This window comes from Paenilisteria portnoyi (assembly GCF_014322795.1).
Lineage (GTDB): Bacteria > Bacillota > Bacilli > Lactobacillales > Listeriaceae > Listeria_A > Listeria_A portnoyi.
This window is the reverse complement of the sequence record NZ_JAASTT010000028.1, coordinates 1-17,957: the sequence shown is the minus strand read 5'-3', so window position 1 is coordinate 17,957 and position 17,957 is coordinate 1. Positions and strand designations below refer to the sequence as shown.

Here is a 17,957-nt window from a genome sequence, read left to right as displayed (position 1 = left end):
TTGTATGGATTCTTCTTATGATTGTAGCGGTATTTTACAGAATTAGTGGGATTTAAAGGGCGTTTATACATGCACGGATTAGCTTAGGTTTGGAACAATACCGTGCTAAGATGTGCATGCCAACAACTGTAGTGTTAATGAAAGGCGTTAGCCAATAAGCTATAGTCAGTTGGATTTTTAGGTAGATTATAGTATCTGCTGATAACTTCCATTTCGCGCGTGCCACGTCGGCGACCAGCGGGAGCCAGTGGCAACGTAGGGGCGCGCGCGAAATGGAGTGAGAACCCCCCACTACTAACAGGGGGGTAGAGGAAGACATAGAAACAGCGTTGCGACTTAGCGCGCCAATAGATAGAGCCCAATGGAAATGGAGGTTGATTTAAGTGGAATATGGACCCACAGAGCCCATTAGTGGCAAACTAGATTATTTTCGAATGACATTCAAACGTCATGATATCGAGCATTTCCTAGAAACCGTCGTGCAAATTAAAAAAGCATATTTTTATAACGATGCAAGTTCTAAATTTGGCTATGCGGAATTATTTCAGCTAGACCAAATTCGGGTGTATAATTCATCGCCTACAGATAACAGGGGCATCATGATTGAACTTGGTGGACAAGGTTGTCGCCAACTCGAAGGTATTTTACAAGCGCAGGGGCGTGATTGGTTTTCATTTTTGGAACAATGTTTACAAGAAGGTGGGAAAATTACACGATTAGATGTCGCTATGGATGACCGTCATGGCTATTTGGAAATTCCTGAAATCATGATGCAGGCGCAATTAGGTTATATCGATTCCCATTTTAGAGCGTATGATTTTCATGGTTCAGGCAATTTAAGCACAGGTGCTGTGGAAGGTGTGACACTCTACTTCGGTTCCAAGAAAAGCGCCGTCTATATTGCGATGTATCAAAAAGACCATGAACAAGCTAAAAAATTAAATGTAGACGTGGAGGATATCGGTTTTTGGAATCGTTATGAAATACGGCTGCGTGATGAACGAGCGGATACAGCGTTGCGAAAATTATTAGAGACACGTAATTTCGTTTTTTTAAGTCAAGGCATTCTGATGGAATACTTGAGATTCGAGGCTCAAAAAGTGCCTACCAACAAGCGAAAATGGCAACAAACCAAGAAAGGCTGGGAACAATTATTACAAGATATAGCACCATTAAGATTGACCAGTGCACCCGAAATCGCGTTTTATCGAAAGACGGAGTACTGGCTGAAATCACAGGTTTCCGCATCTATGAAATTGGTGCAGATGGCAGATGAAATTTTAGGTAAAGATTCCACCTTGGAAACGATGATAGAGGAAGCTGTGTTGTCAGATAAGCATGAGGCGATGTTGAAAGTATTAACAGCTGAGGTACATGATATGATAATCGTTGCATGATTTTGTGAAAAATGTAGAGGAGGAGAGTCTATGCAAAATCGAATAACAGAAGTATCGGATAAAGTGATTCAATTATTCGTGGAGGAAAAAATAGATTTCAATGAGGCAGACATAGTATTACAGCGAGTCAAGATCATGCTAGAACGAAAAAAGAGTCACATTAAAATAGTGGAGTAGGTATTATCTTTCCGTAGTAACAACTCCTATTTAAAATGTGGTTACGATGTAAATAAATTGCATAACATAACCAAAACCGTATCTTATGGAACGGTTATTTTTTATGTGAAAAATGGAGTGAATGGCATGCTGGAAATTGGAGACACGATACAATTAATCGAAAAAGTAGAAGACATGCAACTAGAAGTTTACGGCTATTATGAGGTATTTGACATCATGTTTGACGGTGCTTTAATTTATATACTGGATGGTTTTGGTGTATATAAAGTGCCTTCAGATGCTATACAAGCAATTTAGTGAAGGGTCGTGATGATTCTATGCATACGGTCTCTAAAGAAATGAAAGCATTAGGATTTCAGGTGGGGAATGCGGAGACTATTTTTATTAAGGATATTGATAAAAATGCTATGTTGGTGATTGAACGTAAAAAAATAAAAAAATACGACCGAACAGAAATAGGGAAAATGGAACTTCTATCTGTGAAAATACAATACAGTTTTTATAAAGCAATGTATAAAAAACAAACGGGGAAGATGCTAGCACGCTACTATGTATATTATGAGGGGGGAGAGGCTTTGGCGTTGCTCGCGAAAGTAAGAAATGTATTAAAGTGGCAAGAGGGGCGACGGTATTATAAAAAATAAGGAGGTGCCTAGTGATGCAAGTAACGTATAAAGTGTATTATTTACAGCGCGATTGTGTGCATGAATTAAATGGTGCACTTTTTGAAGAGCTTCGTCGGCGATTAGAAGAACTTGTCGAGGAAGGAAAAGCCTTGGATGCAACGCACATCACCGATCAGCGTTTACTAGAAATGTGGAATGCCGATCGGAATTATATTAAATATTACTGCTAAAAAGCCGTGCATTGTCAGGCTTATTTTTTATGGGAAGGAAGCGATGGTAGTGGAAGAAAAACAGAAAGTAGGCTGGTGGAAACGGCTGGTTGCTGGTGTGAAAACATTAGAACGCCCAACGAAGCAACGTGGGAAATTACAGCGGGATCATTCGCGGTTACTCGCTTTTTGGTTGTACTTGCTTTTATTTACGATTTTAGGCATCAGTGTTTTGGGGATTTTCTTGGCGTTAAACACGCGATCCGTTGTCAATGTCTTAGACCGAGAAGCGACCCAACCAAAAGTGACGAATGACAGTCCAAAAGGAATCAATATGGTGGCGGGAACGAATTTCTTAACACCGTTTATACGCACCTACATGACGGTAGTCAATGATTCTCAAAAGTTGGAAGCGCGTGAAAAACAACTAGACGCGTACATGGTACAGACGGAAGGTACGGAACAAAAGATGTCCTATTTTTCCGTGCAGGATATCAAGGGTGACCGTTCTTTAACATCGGCAACGATCTATAATACGCAGGCTATCCGTGGTGGCACATTATTTCAGTACAAAGTGGTGTATGTCAATGAATTGCCAGTAACGAAAGTGATTGAGAAGGTCGTGCCAAATGGCAAAGGCAAAACGAAAAAAGTGAAGGGAACCATCAGAGCCACACAGGCAGTGACCCAAGAAGCGTTGCTGAATATTCCTGTAACGACGAATGGGAGAGGTTATGCCATCCAAGATGCGCCGTATGTAACGGAAACCTACACGTTGCAGACGAAAATTGTACAAAAGAAAACGGAAGCACCTGCGGAATATGATGGTACCGAAAAGAAGGCGATTGATGCGTTTGTAATCGATTTCTTCTCTAAATATGCATCCGCAACGAAAGCGGATATGGCATACATGATGAAAACACCAGAAAGCTTAGAGGGTATGTTAGCTTTTGATACGGTGGCGGATACGTATGTGGTGAAAAGGGAAGATGGCTTCCAAGTCCAAGCAACCGTGCAGTTTCGAGATAAAACGGTTCAAATCCCGACTTCCGAGTCGTTCACGATAGATATTATAAAAAAAGAGGGACAGTACTTTGTCACGAAGCTGTCTCATGAAAGGAGTTTTTAACAGATGGAACACTTTATTATAGGGGCATTACCTACTTTGTCTTCAATTCAACATTGGGTACTCACCGTTTTTACGCAAGCGATTGTTATTTTGGTGGCTTGGCAAGTGATTAAAAACTTTGCCAAAATGAGTATTGGGAAAATTGTGGTCGTCTTGATTGCTGGGGGTGCCGTAGGTTTTGCGATTACGAATTTCACCTTAATTACGGGTTGGGTCACAAGTGTTTTTAAAATGCTATAGGAGGCGATCTCATGCGGATGGTATTTAATTATCGGAAAGCGATGCGACAACCGAAGCAGATTCGGCATCTATACAATGACGTGAGTTTGCCCTTTGCGATTGAACTAGTACCAGCGATTAATTTCATTCTTTTTGCCGTGCTTACTTTCTTTGTAGGTTATGGTATCCGACGCATGGGGTTTCCTCATGCGTTTTCTCATACATGGTTTTTCTTTTTGATTGGTGTTCCTTTGGGACTGACATTTCTTATCATCAAGATTAAGCCAGACGGGAAGAATATTTATTTGTATTTATATGATCTCAGCAAGTATTTATGGACGGTGAAATGGCAAAAGAAACTGTTTTGTCAGGATGAACCAACCGATTTGTTGCGCGAGAAGAAAATAACATTTCGAACATTAGTGAGGGTGGTGGAGAAAAGGCATGCAACTAAAAACGCCGATGAAGGCAATCAAAGGGAATTTACTGTTAACGAGGAAGGGCGACGTGTTCGCGTATTATCGCATCAAAAGTCAGTCGATCCCGATGCAGAACAAGGATGTCGTAACGAATTATAAAACGCGATGGCGACGTTTATTTGAGGAAATAACGAAGTATGAAGATTTTCACTTGAGTATGTACCCACAGGATTATCAATTGGAAGCGCGTTTTGGAGAATTGGAGGCGGATATTGCCTTAGATGCGGAAGATTTGGCAGGGTATTACAACTCCGAAGCGGTGCGAATTTTGAAGGCACGATTGGGACGATTGACGAAATATGATTTTCTGGTTGGTGTGAAACTGAAAACGAGCGCGATTCGTTTGGATGCCGATTTAAAAGAGAATGTGCAATCGGTATTGGCAACCACGACAGATACGATCTTGAATTTATTTGGCGTGGAGCGTCATAAGACGGATGCGTTTTTTGCACAGTATGCCGAAGTGGAGGAAACGCTGGCACAAGTGATAGCTAGTGTACAGGGACAACGGATTACCGAGGATGATTTGATTTATTTTAATCGCTATAACTTTATTCGTGGATTGGAACATGAGGTGGGTATCGAGCAAGAAAATCGGACGGTTGGTGCGATTACGAATACGGTGATTGATCCAACACGGATGGATACGCTTCGTTTGACGAGTAATTTTGAAACGGGGTTTACTTCCTTCTTGGTTGTCGATGAGTTTCTGGATAATATGGCGGAGTCGGATTTATTTTATGAAACACAGTCTTTGCCATTTCCGGTAGAAGTGGGGATGAAAGTGCATGCGGAGTCGAAAAGTGTCACGAAAACATCGCTCGGTATGAAAAAACAGCAATTGCGCGAGACGGAGAAAGAGCAGAATATGTCTGGGGATCGTGCGGATACGGCGATCGTACGCAGTGAACAGATGATTCGGCAACTGCAAGAAGATGTGAAGCAGGACAACATCAATATGATGAATTGGCTGGCAACGATTGTGGTGACAGGTGATAGCAAAAAGGAATGCCAACGCAAGGCAAGTATGGTACGACGACATCTCAAAGGAGCGGGAATCAAATGCCAGGTGCCTGCTGCGGATCAATTGTATCTGTTTTATAAAATGTTGCCTGGTGCGACACTCGATGCAACTGATAAAAACTGGATTCAAAAAACGACGCAAGATGGGCTGGGCGAGTGTTGTTTTGGGGTGAATGCAGAAGTGGGCAGTAAAATTGGCTTCCACATTGGCTGGATTGATCGATTTAATGAGCATACGGATCTAGAGAGCGCGATTCAGTCGAGCCGAGATTTTGTACTATACCATCCTTTCATGGCGAATCAGCAGATTAAAGGCTCCAAAACACGTAGCCCGCACGTGCTTATTACGGGGGATACGGGGACGGGGAAATCCTTTTTAGCGAAAATGTTGTTCTTATACTCCTCGATGCTAGACGTTAAGAGCCTTTACATCGATCCGAAAAAGGAAATGCGAAAATGGATACGTAAAATCATCAAAAATAAAGAAATCCGAGAAGAGTTTCCTTTATTTGTGGCGCATCTGGAGAAATTACATTATGTCACGATGGATGCAAGAGAGAAGGAGAACTGGGGTGCCTTAGACCCGATTGTACTCTTGCCAAGTATGGAAGCGAAAGAACTCTTACAAGTCGTTTTCCAGCAAGTCTATGATTTCAAAGGGAAAGACGTCGTGCATACTGCCTTTTTAAAAGCGATTACATCCGTGATTGAGCGAAAACAGGCAGGAGAACAGGTGGGTTCGATCCATGTCATTGAAACGATGCTGACATCTGACAATCAAGCGGTGCAAGAAGCCGCCGCGTTTTTACAAGAAATCGTGGCAGATTCTATCTTGAAATTAGTGATTCATGATGGCTCGAATCCAGCGCTTTCGTTGACCGAGCGCATTAGCATTATCGAAATTGAGAACTTAGATTTACCAGAAGCAACAGATGAATTTGCGAGTTACACGGATAGTCAATTGAAGTCCTGTGCAATCATGTTTTGTCTGGGTAAATTCTGCGAGCTGTTCGGTCAAAATAAAGAGGAGAAGACGCTCGAGTTTATCGATGAAGCGTGGATGATTACCACAAGTCCGCAAGGCAAGAAAGTAGAAAAGAGTATGCGTCGGGTAGGGCGTTCTTATAATAATGCGCTGTACTTTATTTCGCAATCGACGAAAGATGCACTCACCGAAGAGGATTCGGGGAACTTTGGGATGGCATTTGCGTTTGATGAGCCGAATGAACGGAAGGATGTACTGCGTTGGATGAACATGGAAACGACGAAAGAGAATGAGGAGATGTTGGAGAGCATGTTCCAAGGGCAGTGTTTATTCAAAGATTACTACGGACGTACTGCCAAAATGAGCGTGGAATGTCTGTTTAGTGAATGGGAAGGTGCGCTTGCCACGATTGAGAAATCAAGTGTGGCGTACGCGGAGGAACGATATCTATAAATAGGGAGGAGGATTCGGTTGTGAAGCTAGCTTTATTAAATAGTCTCGTCATGACAGGTGCTGGCAGTTACCGAGCGAAAGAACTCACTTTGATGGAAGCAAAGTGTCTGGTACGGGCGTATGCTCGGGTGGGAGATGTGGAAAGCTATATAGGACACGCGTCTACAGCTACTTTTCTATCCGCATTATTGGGTATTCCTGTGACCGTGAACCGTCAGCGTTTTCGGCAACGCAGAGATCAACCTGTGATTTGTTTTAAACTCTACGATCGTGTGCCAGAACATAAAGAATTACAAGTTCAAGATTTGAAGACAAGCGCTTATGCGTTTTTTTTATTGCAAAAAATCGATTAAGCAGAAAGGAGATGCCAAATGAAAAAGCGGAAATGGTTGTTTCTAGCGATATTAAGTCTTTTTATCCTTGCGATCCCGAGTCAGACATTGGCAGCGGACGATCCAACGGCTACGTTGAACGATGTCAATCAAGCCAATGCAGAAAAAACAGCGAAAGACCCGAATAATGTTACGCAACCAAAAGATGTGAAAAAAGCGGGGGTAAGTTTGCATATCAAACGGTTTCCTTTGTCCAGATACCAAGCGAATAATGAAGCCGCGGATTCGAAGGTGAAGGGCGCGTTTCTAGGTTTAGCGAATGTTTTTGCTTCGCTGTCCCAGATGGTCGTGAACATTGTGGATACTGGGATGGATGTTCTGTATAACTTAAAACCCATCGATACCTTTGCGGATAAGCTAACGATGATATCCACGAAAATGTACCAGACACTCAAAGCGAATTTTGGACAGTTGCTTTTTATTCTAGGAATGGGCTATATCGCCTACCTATTTTTTGTGAAGCAAAGTGCCAAAGAAGCCATCAAACGATTTTTCATGATGCTTCTAGTGATAGGCATTGGCGGGTGGTGGATGTTAAATGCAGGGTATATGATGCAGACAATGAACGCCCTATCCATTGAGGCGCAAGGGAAGTTGATGAGTGTAGGCAATACAATTGTACATGTGTTTGGAGGTTCGGGAAATTACGCCGATACAAGCAAGATTAAGAGCGGAAGTGAAGTGGAAGGAACGGTTGCGATTATGCGCAATGTGTATTTTGATATAGCGTTGAAGAAACCATTCTTGATAGCAAACTTTGGTGCCACGGATGAGGCGAAGATCAATAGTGTGGTGAAAGATAAGAAAGGTTTGAGTCGGGTCGATACTTTGCTTAGCTACAAGTTGACAAGTGAGGGTGAGAAAGCAAAAGCAGACTACATTAAAAATACTGAGATGGATATATACAACAATGAAGAAATGGCAGATGGAAATGTCTACACGCAATTCGGTGTTAATTTCGTTGGGTTCATTGGCGCGATTGCGTTAGGTATTCCTTTCTTGATGATGGCATTCTTTAGCTTTTTGCTACAGTTCCTTGCATTAGGGATTGCTTTTTTACTCCCCATCATGTTCTTCATGGCATGGCTTCCGTGGATGGCAAATTCGGGGTATGTCGGGCTGAAACGTTTGATCTCGGTGTTTGTCGTGAAGGCGATCCTTGGTCTGCTAGTGGTTTTGGTATATTTGATGTGTTTTATCGTAGACACGATGATTCCACCACTAGGATTTGGGATGTACGCATTAAACCTGATTGTCACTGCGGGCTTATTAATTTTGCTATACATCAAGCGTGATAAGGCGATTTCTTTTGTCACAGCTGGAAAAGTAAAAAGCGTGGATAATAAAATGATTGAGCGTGTGCGTCAAGAAGTTGTGCAGCCATCGTGGGAAGCCGCGAAAAAAACAGGGCATGTTGCTGGTGCCACGATGAATGCGACCATGATCCAACCTTCTCGATGGATTGCCTCCAAAATCTCTGGCAGAAAAGAGGCACCTACTTCACCAGAAACACCACCAGAAGATCGAACACCACAAAAGAAGATAACACCAGCAAATGAGGAACCCGTAGCGGAAGTACGTACGCCACAGAAACAGACACCTGCTGTCACGACATCCAATGGGGCTAAAATTAGTGTGGTACACGAAGGCGAGCCCAAAGATGGAGCGCCAGCGACAACGGCAGCTTCCCCGCAAATACGAACAACTGGGTCAGATAAAAAGCCAATTCCTACAGATTCTAAGATAGATAATGTGACAGCTTCTTCCGTGGAACGAACGCCTCAAAGAAAAGCACCAGAGACAGGAACGATACTACCAACAGAGAAGCCCACAAGAACCGTGCAAAAAGTGGTACCGAAACGAGTGGTTCCAGAAGCACCAACGCAAGAAAAAACACCCATTTCCATCGAGCCAAGAGAAACAAAAAGAACAGGAACAGACATGGAACGAATGCACCTAGCGCCAGAGAAGAGGGATGGTTAACATGTTGTGGAAACGAATCATCAAATGGGGAGCGCCGTTGCTCCCTTTCTTGGGAATGTTACTTTTATGTTTGATGGTTGTGGCTGTATTTGCAGGAACTGGGGACGATAGAGAACAAGAATCCACGATGTTAGAATCCACAACGAGTAGTTATGGTTCCACAGGATTAGCGCCAGAAATTGAGCGATTCCGCCCCATTTTCGAAAAATATGCGCAAAAATATGGGATGACAGCACAATTAAATGTGATTATGGCACTTTCGATGCAAGAGTCTGGCGGACGAGTATTGGATGTCATGCAGAGTTCAGAAAGCATCGGTCTACCACCGAATAGTATTTTAGATCCTGAGAAAAGTATCGATGTTGGGATTCAACATTTTAAAAACGTCTTTCAAAAAGCGCATGGCGACATCAAATTGACGTTACAATCGTATAACTACGGTGGTGGTTTCATTGATTATGTGCAAGCGCGTGGAGGCGCGTATACAAAGGAACTGGCACTCTCCTTTAGTAGCTATCAAGCGAGCAAATTAGGCTGGGTATCTTACGGCGATCCATCCTATGTGGATCATGTGATGCGCTATTTACAAGTAACCCCAAGTGCGGGGGGAACCACGGTAGCGTCGGGTAATTTTAAGAAAGTCATGGACGAAGCATTGAAATATCAAGGCAACCCATATGTATGGGGAGGCGCAAGTCCTGCGAGCGGTTTTGACTGTTCAGGTTTGACTTCATGGTGTTACCGAATGGCTGGTGTGCGATTACCAAGAACGGCACAAGAACAATTTAATACCGCAAAAAGAGTGAGTGAAACCGAAGCAAGAGCAGGGGACTTAGTGTTCTTCTCAGGCACTTACGCGGGAAAACTAATCACACATGTAGGTATTTACCTTGGTGGAGGAAAAATGTATAACAGTAATGATTCGGGCATCGAGTATAGTTCTGTAACAACAGGGTATTGGAAGGCGCATTTTTATAGCTATGGGCGCGTATTAAACTAGAATAGGGGTGCTAGCATGAGAAAGTGGGTATTAGGCATGAGCGTGATTTTGTTACTTGTGGTTGGTGTGTCTGTGTATAGCGTTCACAAAAGCCAAGAGCAAGTGGCAGAAATGAAAGGTGAAAAGGATCGTATCGTGCAAAAAAAGGCAGAAGAAAAAGAACGTGGACAGGCAACGGAAGCAAATCAAGCATTTATCCGTTTACTTTTTGGCAATGAGCCCACAGCTACGAAACAAAAACAGATCCAGAAACGAACAACAGCCAAAGGATTTGCGATGGCGTTTCCGAGTGCAGATGGAAATGAGCAAGATACAGATAGATTATACGTCAAAAACACGATTCAAAGCTTGGCTTCCTATCAAAGAGAAGGTAGTGGTGAGAGCAAGCAATTCCTGAATATTATCGAATTAACAATCACCGTAAACAATATAGATAGTACCAGCAAATTACTTCTCCAAACCATCTTAGTGAAAGAAAAAGGGCAGTGGTTAGTGAAAAATGTGTTAATTTTGACAAATTTATAGAAAATAATAGATAACAAAAATATGAGGTGATATACTGATAAAGAGGGGGAAAACAACATGAAGAAAATACTGATATTAGGAATAGGGCTGATGCTACTAGTTGGATTAGTGGCGTGCGGTGAGAATGAATATGAGGATGAGATAACCACGGCGGTTCAAAAGTTTAAAGATGATCATGGAGCATATGCTGAAAAAGTAAAACGCAAAAATTCTGCTATTTTAGTATATGATGATGGGAAGTATATAGGAATTGCAAGTGAAATTGAAGGAAGGACTGTTGATTCCTACTATAAAAAAATGTCGGATACAAAAAATCACTTGGAACTAGTGACTAATTTAGATACGGAGAATTACATCAAAGAAGATGCGAAAGTTTCATACAAGGAGCGCCATGGTAAAGAGTTAGAAGTAGAGGAATAATTTTTGACTTTATCCCTAGGAATAGGGATAGAGTTTATTTTAATATCAAACTTACTAGTAATAAAAAAGTAATTATATAACATTAAATATAGCCTTATATGGTAATGAAATATACTAAAGAGGAGATTAAAAGGATATTCATAGCAAAATATATAAATAAAAGCGTATACAAAAGCTGTTTTTTCATGGTATAATCTGTATGCTACATAATATAAAATGAGGAGATGAGGTCTATGTCAGGTCAAATCAGAATGAGCCCTGCAGAACTACGCGATCGTTCCAAGACTTATGGTCGTAAAGGGCAGGACATTGAACAAATTCTACGGGAGTTAACAAATTTACAAGAACAATTACGCGGTGAATGGGAAGGTGCGGCTTTTCAAAAATTTGATGAGCAGTTCCAACAATTAAAGCCTAAAGTGACAGATTTCTCTAATCTAATGCATCAAATCGAACAACAATTAGCGAAAACAGCAACAGCAGTGGAGGAGCAAGATCAGGCATTGTCTCAAAATTTCGGATTTTGAATAATGAAACTGCGCCTTTATCTTTAAATGAGAGGCGCTTTTTTTAGAGGAAGAGGTGTTAAAGGTGTCTGGGGAAATTGTTAGTCAGTTAAGTGTAGCGCAGAAGGTTGCTACGTCATTGAACAGTGCTGTGAATCATTTGGAGGCAGACAAATCTGTTCAGCAAGATAATCAAACGACACTTCAAGGAAACCAAAAAGCAAAAGATTATATAACTCAAGAGTCTCAAGTTGTTCAAAGATTTACTCTTGCTTTTAAACAAGATATAGAGAATATACGAAGTGTGGCTAATGAATTTGAATCTCTTGATCGTCAAATGCAACAAAATTTTGATATGAACTTACCGACTTTATAGGAGGAAAGGACTTGGACAAATTTCAAGAAATTACGAATCAAATCAATGATACACAACAAGCTTTTTATGACGTTGAACGTCAGGAACGAAAAATAGAAAGTACCAAAGTTCAATTTGAAGAAATTTTAAATCAAAAAGAACAATTGTTTTTTGATATCAATCGTACATGGCTTGTAGGGGACATGGCATATCGTACATCTGATAATCAGAATGACATCAGGCGATATCAAGATAGATTTATGAATGAGTTGATGAATGAACAGGACGAAATTAGGAATAAGAAACGTTATTATCAGGATCAAGAAGAAGATTTAATTTTTCAAAGGAAAAAAATATGGGAGGAGGAAAATAAGTGAGCCTGAATATGTTTTTAGATCAATCTGAAACTCAAGCTTCAACTGCTAGTAGTTTTTGTAGAGGGCATATAGAGGGAATGGAAGCAATCAAGACAGGGATTGACCAATTTGTAGCAGAAGCAGGTTTGAAGGGGAGAACATATGACTCGGCGAAGCAATATTTCCAGACCATTTATATTCCTCTAGCAAATGGTGTAATTTTAATCGCTGAAACACTTGAGAGGGCAATTAACAAGCTTCCAGAGCAATATCAAGCTGATGTAGACTCAAATTCTTTGCAAGAAGAAGTTCTACGAAGTCAAATACAACGGCTGAATAATTTAGCAATGGATATGGAAACATTGACACATAGCTCAAATCTCCCAGCTTTAGGGATTGCAAATAGAGGGATTGTGGATTCCTTGCATTCACAGGCGCAAGATAGTCAGATGAAATTAGATAAACTAATTGCTTTTGATGGAGCGTCTGCACAAATTTTCTCGGAGTTAGATGGACTATTTAGTAATGTTGAATCAGGTTTAAAAGCAGTTACTAGTGGACAGGGATTCAATGCTAGGACAGGATCTTTTGATGTTTCGGCAATCGATAATTCTTGGATAAAACCCATAAATAGTTCATACGATGCGTTTATGGTAGGGAATATTGATAGCAAGATGCCAAACTTGAATGCACAAGATATTGCCTATTTACAAAACTATGCTGCGGACCATCCTGATGAAGATGTGCCTGAGAGCTGGCAAACTTGGCTGATAAACATGATTCAAGGAGGATATGGTTATGTGGGGCAGTACTCGGCTGATATAACTAGTTTAATATCTTTAGGAGTTGTCAAATTTGGTGGAATAAGAACCGTTTTAGAGGCTCTTGCCAGAAGTGACGGACCTAACCCATTTGTCATAGTGAATCAAGCTGGTAAAGGTCCTGGTATTGTTCAAAATGGACTTAAAATAGGAAAATTCGCCAAGGGCTTAGGTCCAGCATTATCTGTAGTTGGCTTTGGATTAGGTGTGGCTGATGACATGATGAATGATGGTAAAACTTTAGGCGAAGCAACTACGCATAGTGGTACATCTACTCTTGTTGGTGTTGGTGGAGCTATGGCTGGATCAGCGTTAACAACGACAGCTTTAGTGGCTCTTGGGGTAAGTAACCCTGTAGGTTGGGCTGTTTTAGGCGGAGCTGCGGTTGGGTTTGTTGCTGTCCAAGGTTTTGAATATTTATATGATAATAACGTCCTAGGAATTAAAGATGGGCTTGACTGGACAGGAGATAAAATTGATCAAGGGCTTAATTGGGCTGGAGACAAAATCGGTCAGGGGCTTGATTTTGCTGGGGACAAGATAGGAGAGGGCGTTGAAGCTATAGGTAATGCGCTTAATCCCATGAACTGGAGTTGGTAAGTTTTGAAGTCGGCTGATATAGAAGGCATATATAAAAATATACGGTATAGAATTATTCATTCTGGAAATGAAGTATATTTATTAGATTTGGATAGCCCATTTTTATTTTTTATATTTCCATTTTTAAGTGGCATCTTTGCAAGAAAGGTTTGTATTATTGATTCTCAGATAGCATCGCAACTAGCTGTGCCAGAGGAGGTCAAAGAAAAGCAGAAAGCGAATTTAAAAACACCATATAAGAGCATATTGGCGGTTTTGATTATCTTTTTGATTCCAATCTATAGAAAAATTGCTTTTCAATTTCATTTATCTGTGGGAATTGAGTACTTAGCGTTTGCACTTCTGTTTCTCTTAATCCTTTTAATGCGGGTTCTAATATCTAAAAATGCTAAAAAGAAATTACAAGAAAAAGTGAATTTGGAAGGTTTAGGCTATAAAAAAATAAAGGTTAAACCAGAGTCATTTAAATATAAATTTTTAATAACAATTTTCTATTGTTTCTTACTAATGATGGTTTATATATCCTTGCTTGCTCAAATTAAATCATCACAAAGTGCGTTTTTCCTTGTATTTATCATTGTGATTTTTTTCTTGAGCTTTCTAAATGTGGTAAGTGCGACGGATTCAACTGGTAAATCTAAAATTAAAAGTATATGAAGGAGTGTATAAATTTGTTACCTATCGGCTCAATTATTTACTTGAAAGATGGAACACGACAAATGATGATCTTGAATAGAGGTCCAATAGTTGTGATTGAGAGAGAACAACGTTATTTCGATTATTCAGCGTGTGAATACCCTACAGGATTGATTCAAGACAAGATCCTTTATTTCAATGAGGAGAACATTGATGAGGTCATATTCGAAGGATATAGTGATGATAAGGAAAAGCGGTTTGAATCGGTTTATAAAGATTGGTTAAAGCAAAATCCTGAACTGAAAAAAGGGATAGTGGATAAGCCGTTAAATCAATTGTAATAGTGGTTAGTTGAAAGATACGGAATGATTTTTGGGGAGGGGCTATTGTTATTGTATGAGTAGCAATAAACACAGTCGCATCCCCGTACATATTAAGTTTTCTAAGAAGAATGGGGAATAATGGATCGACACCTTATAAATTTTGTTCGAAAAAGGGTTGCCATTCCAGCTGATATTTAATGATACTAGGATTGCGACTAAAAATTATTGGTTGGGAATTTATCAATTAGAGTTCACAAATTCTGTATATGTTAATTTAGGGAACTTGAAGAAAATTGAATCTACTAAGCTGAAATAAAGGAAATGATCTCAATGGACAAAATAACTCAAATGAACGAAGAAATATTTGCTGGAAACTTGTTGAAAGCTACCAGAGAATTAAAAAAAAATGGGAATTCAGAGTACAGTAAATAAATTTATTATTGAGCTAGTTGAAGAAGAAGGGAAAATGTTGGACGGCGGAGACGAGATGATGAAGCGCTTGGTTTTAACAAAAGAAAACATAGGAGATAAGAAACTCTCAGTTAAAGACGTTGTCGGAGTCCTAGGTGGGCTTTTCCCAAGAGCGCCAATATGGATTAATATTTCTTTTATTGAGGTAGAGGAAGAAATAGCGATTTTTAGACTAGACGCTAGTTTAAGGTTCAGAAAACCAACACTGTTGAGAAACAGCGAAAGTGGACATGCGCCTTTTAAAGTGATTTGTTAATTCTGTTTTAGTATCTATATTTCTCATTTAATGAAGATATGTTGAACTACAAGATATTTTTTGTAGTGAGAGGTACTGATATTGATGCAATTATTTTTGGAGGTTATATGACTATATTTCTTACAATTATTGGAGTCCCTATTTTTATCTTCACTGTGATTAGTTTATGTATTGGTGCTGCCAATTTTATATTGATATTTTTAGATATATTTACAGGGAATAAATTTTTTCGCTATCAGTACGAGAATAAAATGAAGGAGTTACAGTACAAAAATAGGTATAACATCCCTGCTATTAATTATATATTCTCTTTTTTTACTCTAACAGCCCTCATGGGCATAATTGGAAGGATGTTTGATATTGATTCAGTTTTGATTGCTTATTCTATTTCGATTTGTGTATATCCAATTATACTGAACATAGGGATGTATAGAAAAACTAGTAAAATAGAGCAAGGTGTATATTTTAGGAATTTGTTAAAGAATCACAAAAAGTTCTTGCAGTTGTCCTTTTTACCATTAGCTTTTTTAATTACGATAATTGGTTTTTTATTCGCTTCAATGGACAAGATTGAGGGGTTAACAGGATGGACAATGTCGATAGAGAATTTATCTAAAATTATAGAGAGTATATATGATATGGGAAGTGCGGATGTAGATTCCCATTTTTTTCAACACAGTCTTAAATTATTACTTATAATTTATATTTTTAGTATTCCGCTACAAGTCATAGCCTATTTTTGTAATCAGGTCAGCGAATATATATTTGAATGTGGTAAGGGATATAAAGCGTACTTTATACAGATTTGGAATGGATTTAAATGTATATTGAAACAAGCGGGGGGAAAAAAGAACAAGCAAGGCGATGGTGCGAAGAATAATGGTGAGTTTTAGTTGAGACATGAATAATAGGTTGTCTGAAATAGTATTCTATACTCAAAAATTCCTAAATCTATAAAAATAACCCCAAAATCCATCAATATTCACAATCAAAACCCACTCACAGCAACATTTACACCCATAATAATTCTCAAATTCAACTCTTAATCAGCGGGTCGTGGGTTCGATCCCCTCACAACCCATCTTAGAGTACCAAGAGTTTTCGCTATATGCGGGGGCTCTTTTTTATTTGTGAAACTGCAAAAAACTGCAAGTTGTAAAAAAATTAAAATAGGCTGTTGATATCATCGGACATACTTTTTTGTCGATTTGGGAATAAATGACCGTAGGTGTATCTCGTAGTTGTAGTACTGGCGTGCCCCATGTGCTCTCTGAGGGTTACTGACTCTATGCTGGCATTAAGAAGATAAAAAAGCTATCTAAACATAACGGATAGCTCTTGTATTTTTATGTTAAGGTATTTAATCTATAGCAGCTGTTTTTTTACAACTTAGACAACGATAATAATAACTTTTGGTTTTCGAAGAATTCTCAACGATCATTTTCCCGTTGTTGCAATGCGGGCAAGTGTTAAAATTTTCGATAGAATAGTTATATGATAAGGCTGCTACAAATTCGGGTGATACATTAGATATGAAATTAAATAACTTATCTCGTCCAATTAAGTCTATTTTTAAAGAGTTGGCTTTTTTTATAGTATTTTGAATGAAATAGGTTGTAGTAATTAATTGTAAGTGCTCTGCATTGTGAATATGTTTTGCTTGTAGCAATTTATTCAAGACATCTTCGCCTATGTTTTTAGTTTTGCTAAGTGGATGTGAATGCTTAATTTGTATTGCTGTCGTAATATTCTTTTTCGTGATAAGTATATCTGCGCCGCTATCATTGTAACCATCAATAATTTCAGTTTTATAATTTTGATAGTCATAGAGGCGTGCTATTATCTCTGTAAATCTATCATTTTTTGCTTTATCCCTTGTTCTAGGTGGATTTACAAAAACATCAATGTCTTCATGGTCGAATTGAAATGGAGATTTTGTCTTTTTAAATAGAGATTCAATAAAATTATTCATGACTGTGTTCCCCCGTTATAATTTCATTTTATAAAATAACTAAATAGCTATCGTATGGTATCAACTTGTAATTAAAGAATATCCTAAATTATTACAAATATCAAATGATAAGTGTAAATAACTTGTAGCAATTACGAGAAATAGTATAGAAATTAAGAATTCTCACGTACTAAGGTTAGGAAGTATATCGTGTTTTTTATATTACCCAATCTCAAACAATCACAAAAAAAGGCCGTCCTGTCCACCTTTCAGTGACAAAACAGCCTTCTCCATCAACCATTCCCCGTAATTAAATTCCAAACTAACAATGCTAAAGTTAGAACTAACAATAAATGTATCAACTTTCCGCCAATACGCAGAATCAAGCCAATAACCAATCCAGGTATTACTAGTTGGACTAGTGGCGTGCGGTGGAAATAAGTATGACGATGAAATCGACGCGAGTATTTTAACATACAAAGAAACATATGGAGAAGATGCAAAAAAGGTAACACGCAAAAATTCGGCTGTATTAATTTATGATGATGGGAAATATGTAGGTGTGGCTGGTACTGTCGGTGGACAAGTAATTGAACCAATTTCATAAGTCGCTTTTTATTCGAAATTAGACGAATCCAATTTTATGATTTTTCATTTTTAAACGT

At 39.2% G+C, this 17,957-nt stretch carries 24 protein-coding genes; 23 read left to right on the top strand and 1 reads right to left on the bottom strand.

Features of this window, described 5'->3' with window-relative positions:
• Positions 1-383: 383 nt before the first annotated feature.
• From HCJ66_RS14980 to HCJ66_RS14875, 22 genes are all read left to right on the top strand, one after another.
• A complete protein-coding gene (locus HCJ66_RS14980) occupies positions 384-1,397 on the top strand; it encodes a replication initiation factor domain-containing protein (protein WP_187133869.1) in 1,014 nt (337 codons plus the stop codon).
• Positions 1,398-1,427: 30 nt separating this feature from the next.
• Positions 1,428-1,574 carry a hypothetical protein gene (locus tag HCJ66_RS14975; protein ID WP_187133868.1) on the top strand — a complete coding sequence of 49 codons (147 nt, stop codon included), beginning with the start codon at positions 1,428-1,430 and terminating at the stop codon, positions 1,572-1,574.
• 57 nt (positions 1,575-1,631) lie between these two features.
• The gene (locus tag HCJ66_RS14970) at positions 1,632-1,871 is read left to right on the top strand and encodes a hypothetical protein (RefSeq protein WP_187133867.1); all 240 of its coding nucleotides are present in this window, start codon (positions 1,632-1,634) and stop codon (positions 1,869-1,871) included.
• A gap of 41 nt (positions 1,872-1,912) precedes the next feature.
• Positions 1,913-2,218, top strand: coding sequence for a hypothetical protein (locus tag HCJ66_RS14965; RefSeq protein ID WP_187133866.1), 306 nt, complete (start codon positions 1,913-1,915; stop codon positions 2,216-2,218).
• A 14-nt stretch (positions 2,219-2,232) separates the two neighbouring features.
• The gene (locus HCJ66_RS14960) at positions 2,233-2,430 is read left to right on the top strand and encodes a hypothetical protein (protein WP_187133865.1); all 198 of its coding nucleotides are present in this window, start codon (positions 2,233-2,235) and stop codon (positions 2,428-2,430) included.
• A gap of 49 nt (positions 2,431-2,479) precedes the next feature.
• Complete coding sequence (locus HCJ66_RS14955) at positions 2,480-3,538, top strand: conjugal transfer protein (protein ID WP_187133864.1); 1,059 nt, start codon at positions 2,480-2,482, stop codon at positions 3,536-3,538.
• Positions 3,539-3,541: 3 nt separating this feature from the next.
• Entirely contained in the window at positions 3,542-3,778 is a 237-nt protein-coding gene (locus HCJ66_RS14950) for a TcpD family membrane protein (RefSeq protein ID WP_187133863.1), read from the top strand.
• Positions 3,779-3,789: 11 nt separating this feature from the next.
• Entirely contained in the window at positions 3,790-4,335 is a 546-nt protein-coding gene (locus HCJ66_RS14945; RefSeq protein WP_246438716.1) for a conjugal transfer protein, read from the top strand.
• Positions 4,220-6,697, top strand: a complete 2,478-nt coding sequence (locus HCJ66_RS14940; RefSeq protein WP_246438725.1) for an ATP-binding protein — start codon at positions 4,220-4,222, stop codon at positions 6,695-6,697. The genes HCJ66_RS14945 and HCJ66_RS14940 overlap by 116 nt, the downstream gene beginning before the upstream one ends.
• A gap of 20 nt (positions 6,698-6,717) precedes the next feature.
• Positions 6,718-7,050 (top strand): STIV orfB116 family protein, encoded by a 333-nt coding sequence (locus HCJ66_RS14935; RefSeq protein WP_181675792.1) that lies wholly within the window; start codon positions 6,718-6,720, stop codon positions 7,048-7,050.
• 18 nt (positions 7,051-7,068) lie between these two features.
• On the top strand, positions 7,069-9,072 hold the full coding sequence (locus HCJ66_RS14930; RefSeq protein WP_187133861.1) for a CD3337/EF1877 family mobilome membrane protein: 2,004 nt from the start codon (positions 7,069-7,071) through the stop codon (positions 9,070-9,072).
• Between the two features lies 1 nt (position 9,073).
• Positions 9,074-10,072 carry a bifunctional lytic transglycosylase/C40 family peptidase gene (locus HCJ66_RS14925; RefSeq protein WP_187133860.1) on the top strand — a complete coding sequence of 333 codons (999 nt, stop codon included), beginning with the start codon at positions 9,074-9,076 and terminating at the stop codon, positions 10,070-10,072.
• Positions 10,073-10,087: 15 nt separating this feature from the next.
• On the top strand, positions 10,088-10,597 hold the full coding sequence (locus HCJ66_RS14920) for a hypothetical protein (protein WP_187133859.1): 510 nt from the start codon (positions 10,088-10,090) through the stop codon (positions 10,595-10,597).
• Between the two features lie 57 nt (positions 10,598-10,654).
• The gene (locus HCJ66_RS14915) at positions 10,655-11,017 is read left to right on the top strand and encodes a hypothetical protein (RefSeq protein ID WP_187133858.1); all 363 of its coding nucleotides are present in this window, start codon (positions 10,655-10,657) and stop codon (positions 11,015-11,017) included.
• Positions 11,018-11,250: 233 nt separating this feature from the next.
• Positions 11,251-11,544 carry a WXG100 family type VII secretion target gene (locus tag HCJ66_RS14910; protein ID WP_185408222.1) on the top strand — a complete coding sequence of 98 codons (294 nt, stop codon included), beginning with the start codon at positions 11,251-11,253 and terminating at the stop codon, positions 11,542-11,544.
• Between the two features lie 64 nt (positions 11,545-11,608).
• Positions 11,609-11,899 (top strand): TIGR04197 family type VII secretion effector, encoded by a 291-nt coding sequence (locus HCJ66_RS14905; protein WP_185402896.1) that lies wholly within the window; start codon positions 11,609-11,611, stop codon positions 11,897-11,899.
• 11 nt (positions 11,900-11,910) lie between these two features.
• Positions 11,911-12,255: a DUF3958 family protein gene (locus HCJ66_RS14900; protein ID WP_187133857.1), complete on the top strand. Its 345-nt coding sequence runs from the start codon at positions 11,911-11,913 to the stop codon at positions 12,253-12,255.
• Positions 12,252-13,655 (top strand): T7SS effector LXG polymorphic toxin, encoded by a 1,404-nt coding sequence (locus HCJ66_RS14895; RefSeq protein ID WP_187133856.1) that lies wholly within the window; start codon positions 12,252-12,254, stop codon positions 13,653-13,655. Before HCJ66_RS14900 ends, HCJ66_RS14895 begins: the two co-directional genes overlap by 4 nt.
• A 3-nt stretch (positions 13,656-13,658) precedes the next feature.
• Positions 13,659-14,312, top strand: a complete 654-nt coding sequence (locus HCJ66_RS14890) for a DUF443 family protein (RefSeq protein ID WP_187133855.1) — start codon at positions 13,659-13,661, stop codon at positions 14,310-14,312.
• A 14-nt stretch (positions 14,313-14,326) separates the two neighbouring features.
• Entirely contained in the window at positions 14,327-14,632 is a 306-nt protein-coding gene (locus HCJ66_RS14885; protein ID WP_187133854.1) for a DUF4176 domain-containing protein, read from the top strand.
• A 388-nt stretch (positions 14,633-15,020) separates the two neighbouring features.
• Positions 15,021-15,341, top strand: coding sequence for a hypothetical protein (locus HCJ66_RS14880; RefSeq protein WP_187133887.1), 321 nt, complete (start codon positions 15,021-15,023; stop codon positions 15,339-15,341).
• Positions 15,342-15,406: 65 nt separating this feature from the next.
• A complete protein-coding gene (locus HCJ66_RS14875; protein ID WP_187133853.1) occupies positions 15,407-16,234 on the top strand; it encodes a hypothetical protein in 828 nt (275 codons plus the stop codon).
• Between the two features lie 467 nt (positions 16,235-16,701).
• Here the strand turns inward: HCJ66_RS14875 and HCJ66_RS14870 are convergent, their stop codons facing one another.
• Positions 16,702-17,313: a restriction endonuclease gene (locus HCJ66_RS14870; RefSeq protein ID WP_187133852.1), complete on the bottom strand. Its 612-nt coding sequence runs from the start codon at positions 17,311-17,313 to the stop codon at positions 16,702-16,704.
• A gap of 400 nt (positions 17,314-17,713) precedes the next feature.
• Here HCJ66_RS14870 and HCJ66_RS14865 point away from each other — a divergent pair, with 400 nt between their 5' ends.
• Positions 17,714-17,899: a hypothetical protein gene (locus HCJ66_RS14865; RefSeq protein WP_187133851.1), complete on the top strand. Its 186-nt coding sequence runs from the start codon at positions 17,714-17,716 to the stop codon at positions 17,897-17,899.
• Positions 17,900-17,957: the final 58 nt, after the last annotated feature.

Excerpts from the sequence above, each read along its gene's own strand:
- HCJ66_RS14975 (WP_187133868.1), top strand. The coding sequence starts at position 1,428 with ATGCAAAATCGAATAACAGAAGTATCGGATAAAGTGATTCAATTATTC.
- HCJ66_RS14965 (WP_187133866.1), top strand. The coding sequence starts at position 1,913 with ATGAAAGCATTAGGATTTCAGGTGGGGAATGCGGAGACTATTTTTATT.
- HCJ66_RS14960 (WP_187133865.1), top strand. The coding sequence starts at position 2,233 with ATGCAAGTAACGTATAAAGTGTATTATTTACAGCGCGATTGTGTGCAT.
- HCJ66_RS14950 (WP_187133863.1), top strand. The coding sequence starts at position 3,542 with ATGGAACACTTTATTATAGGGGCATTACCTACTTTGTCTTCAATTCAA.
- HCJ66_RS14945 (WP_246438716.1), top strand. The coding sequence starts at position 3,790 with ATGCGGATGGTATTTAATTATCGGAAAGCGATGCGACAACCGAAGCAG.
- HCJ66_RS14940 (WP_246438725.1), top strand. The coding sequence starts at position 4,220 with ATGAAGGCAATCAAAGGGAATTTACTGTTAACGAGGAAGGGCGACGTG.
- HCJ66_RS14930 (WP_187133861.1), top strand. The coding sequence starts at position 7,069 with ATGAAAAAGCGGAAATGGTTGTTTCTAGCGATATTAAGTCTTTTTATC.
- HCJ66_RS14925 (WP_187133860.1), top strand. The coding sequence starts at position 9,074 with ATGTTGTGGAAACGAATCATCAAATGGGGAGCGCCGTTGCTCCCTTTC.
- HCJ66_RS14920 (WP_187133859.1), top strand. The coding sequence starts at position 10,088 with ATGAGAAAGTGGGTATTAGGCATGAGCGTGATTTTGTTACTTGTGGTT.
- HCJ66_RS14915 (WP_187133858.1), top strand. The coding sequence starts at position 10,655 with ATGAAGAAAATACTGATATTAGGAATAGGGCTGATGCTACTAGTTGGA.
- HCJ66_RS14910 (WP_185408222.1), top strand. The coding sequence starts at position 11,251 with ATGTCAGGTCAAATCAGAATGAGCCCTGCAGAACTACGCGATCGTTCC.
- HCJ66_RS14880 (WP_187133887.1), top strand. The coding sequence starts at position 15,021 with ATGGGAATTCAGAGTACAGTAAATAAATTTATTATTGAGCTAGTTGAA.
- HCJ66_RS14870 (WP_187133852.1), bottom strand. The coding sequence starts at position 17,313 with ATGAATAATTTTATTGAATCTCTATTTAAAAAGACAAAATCTCCATTT.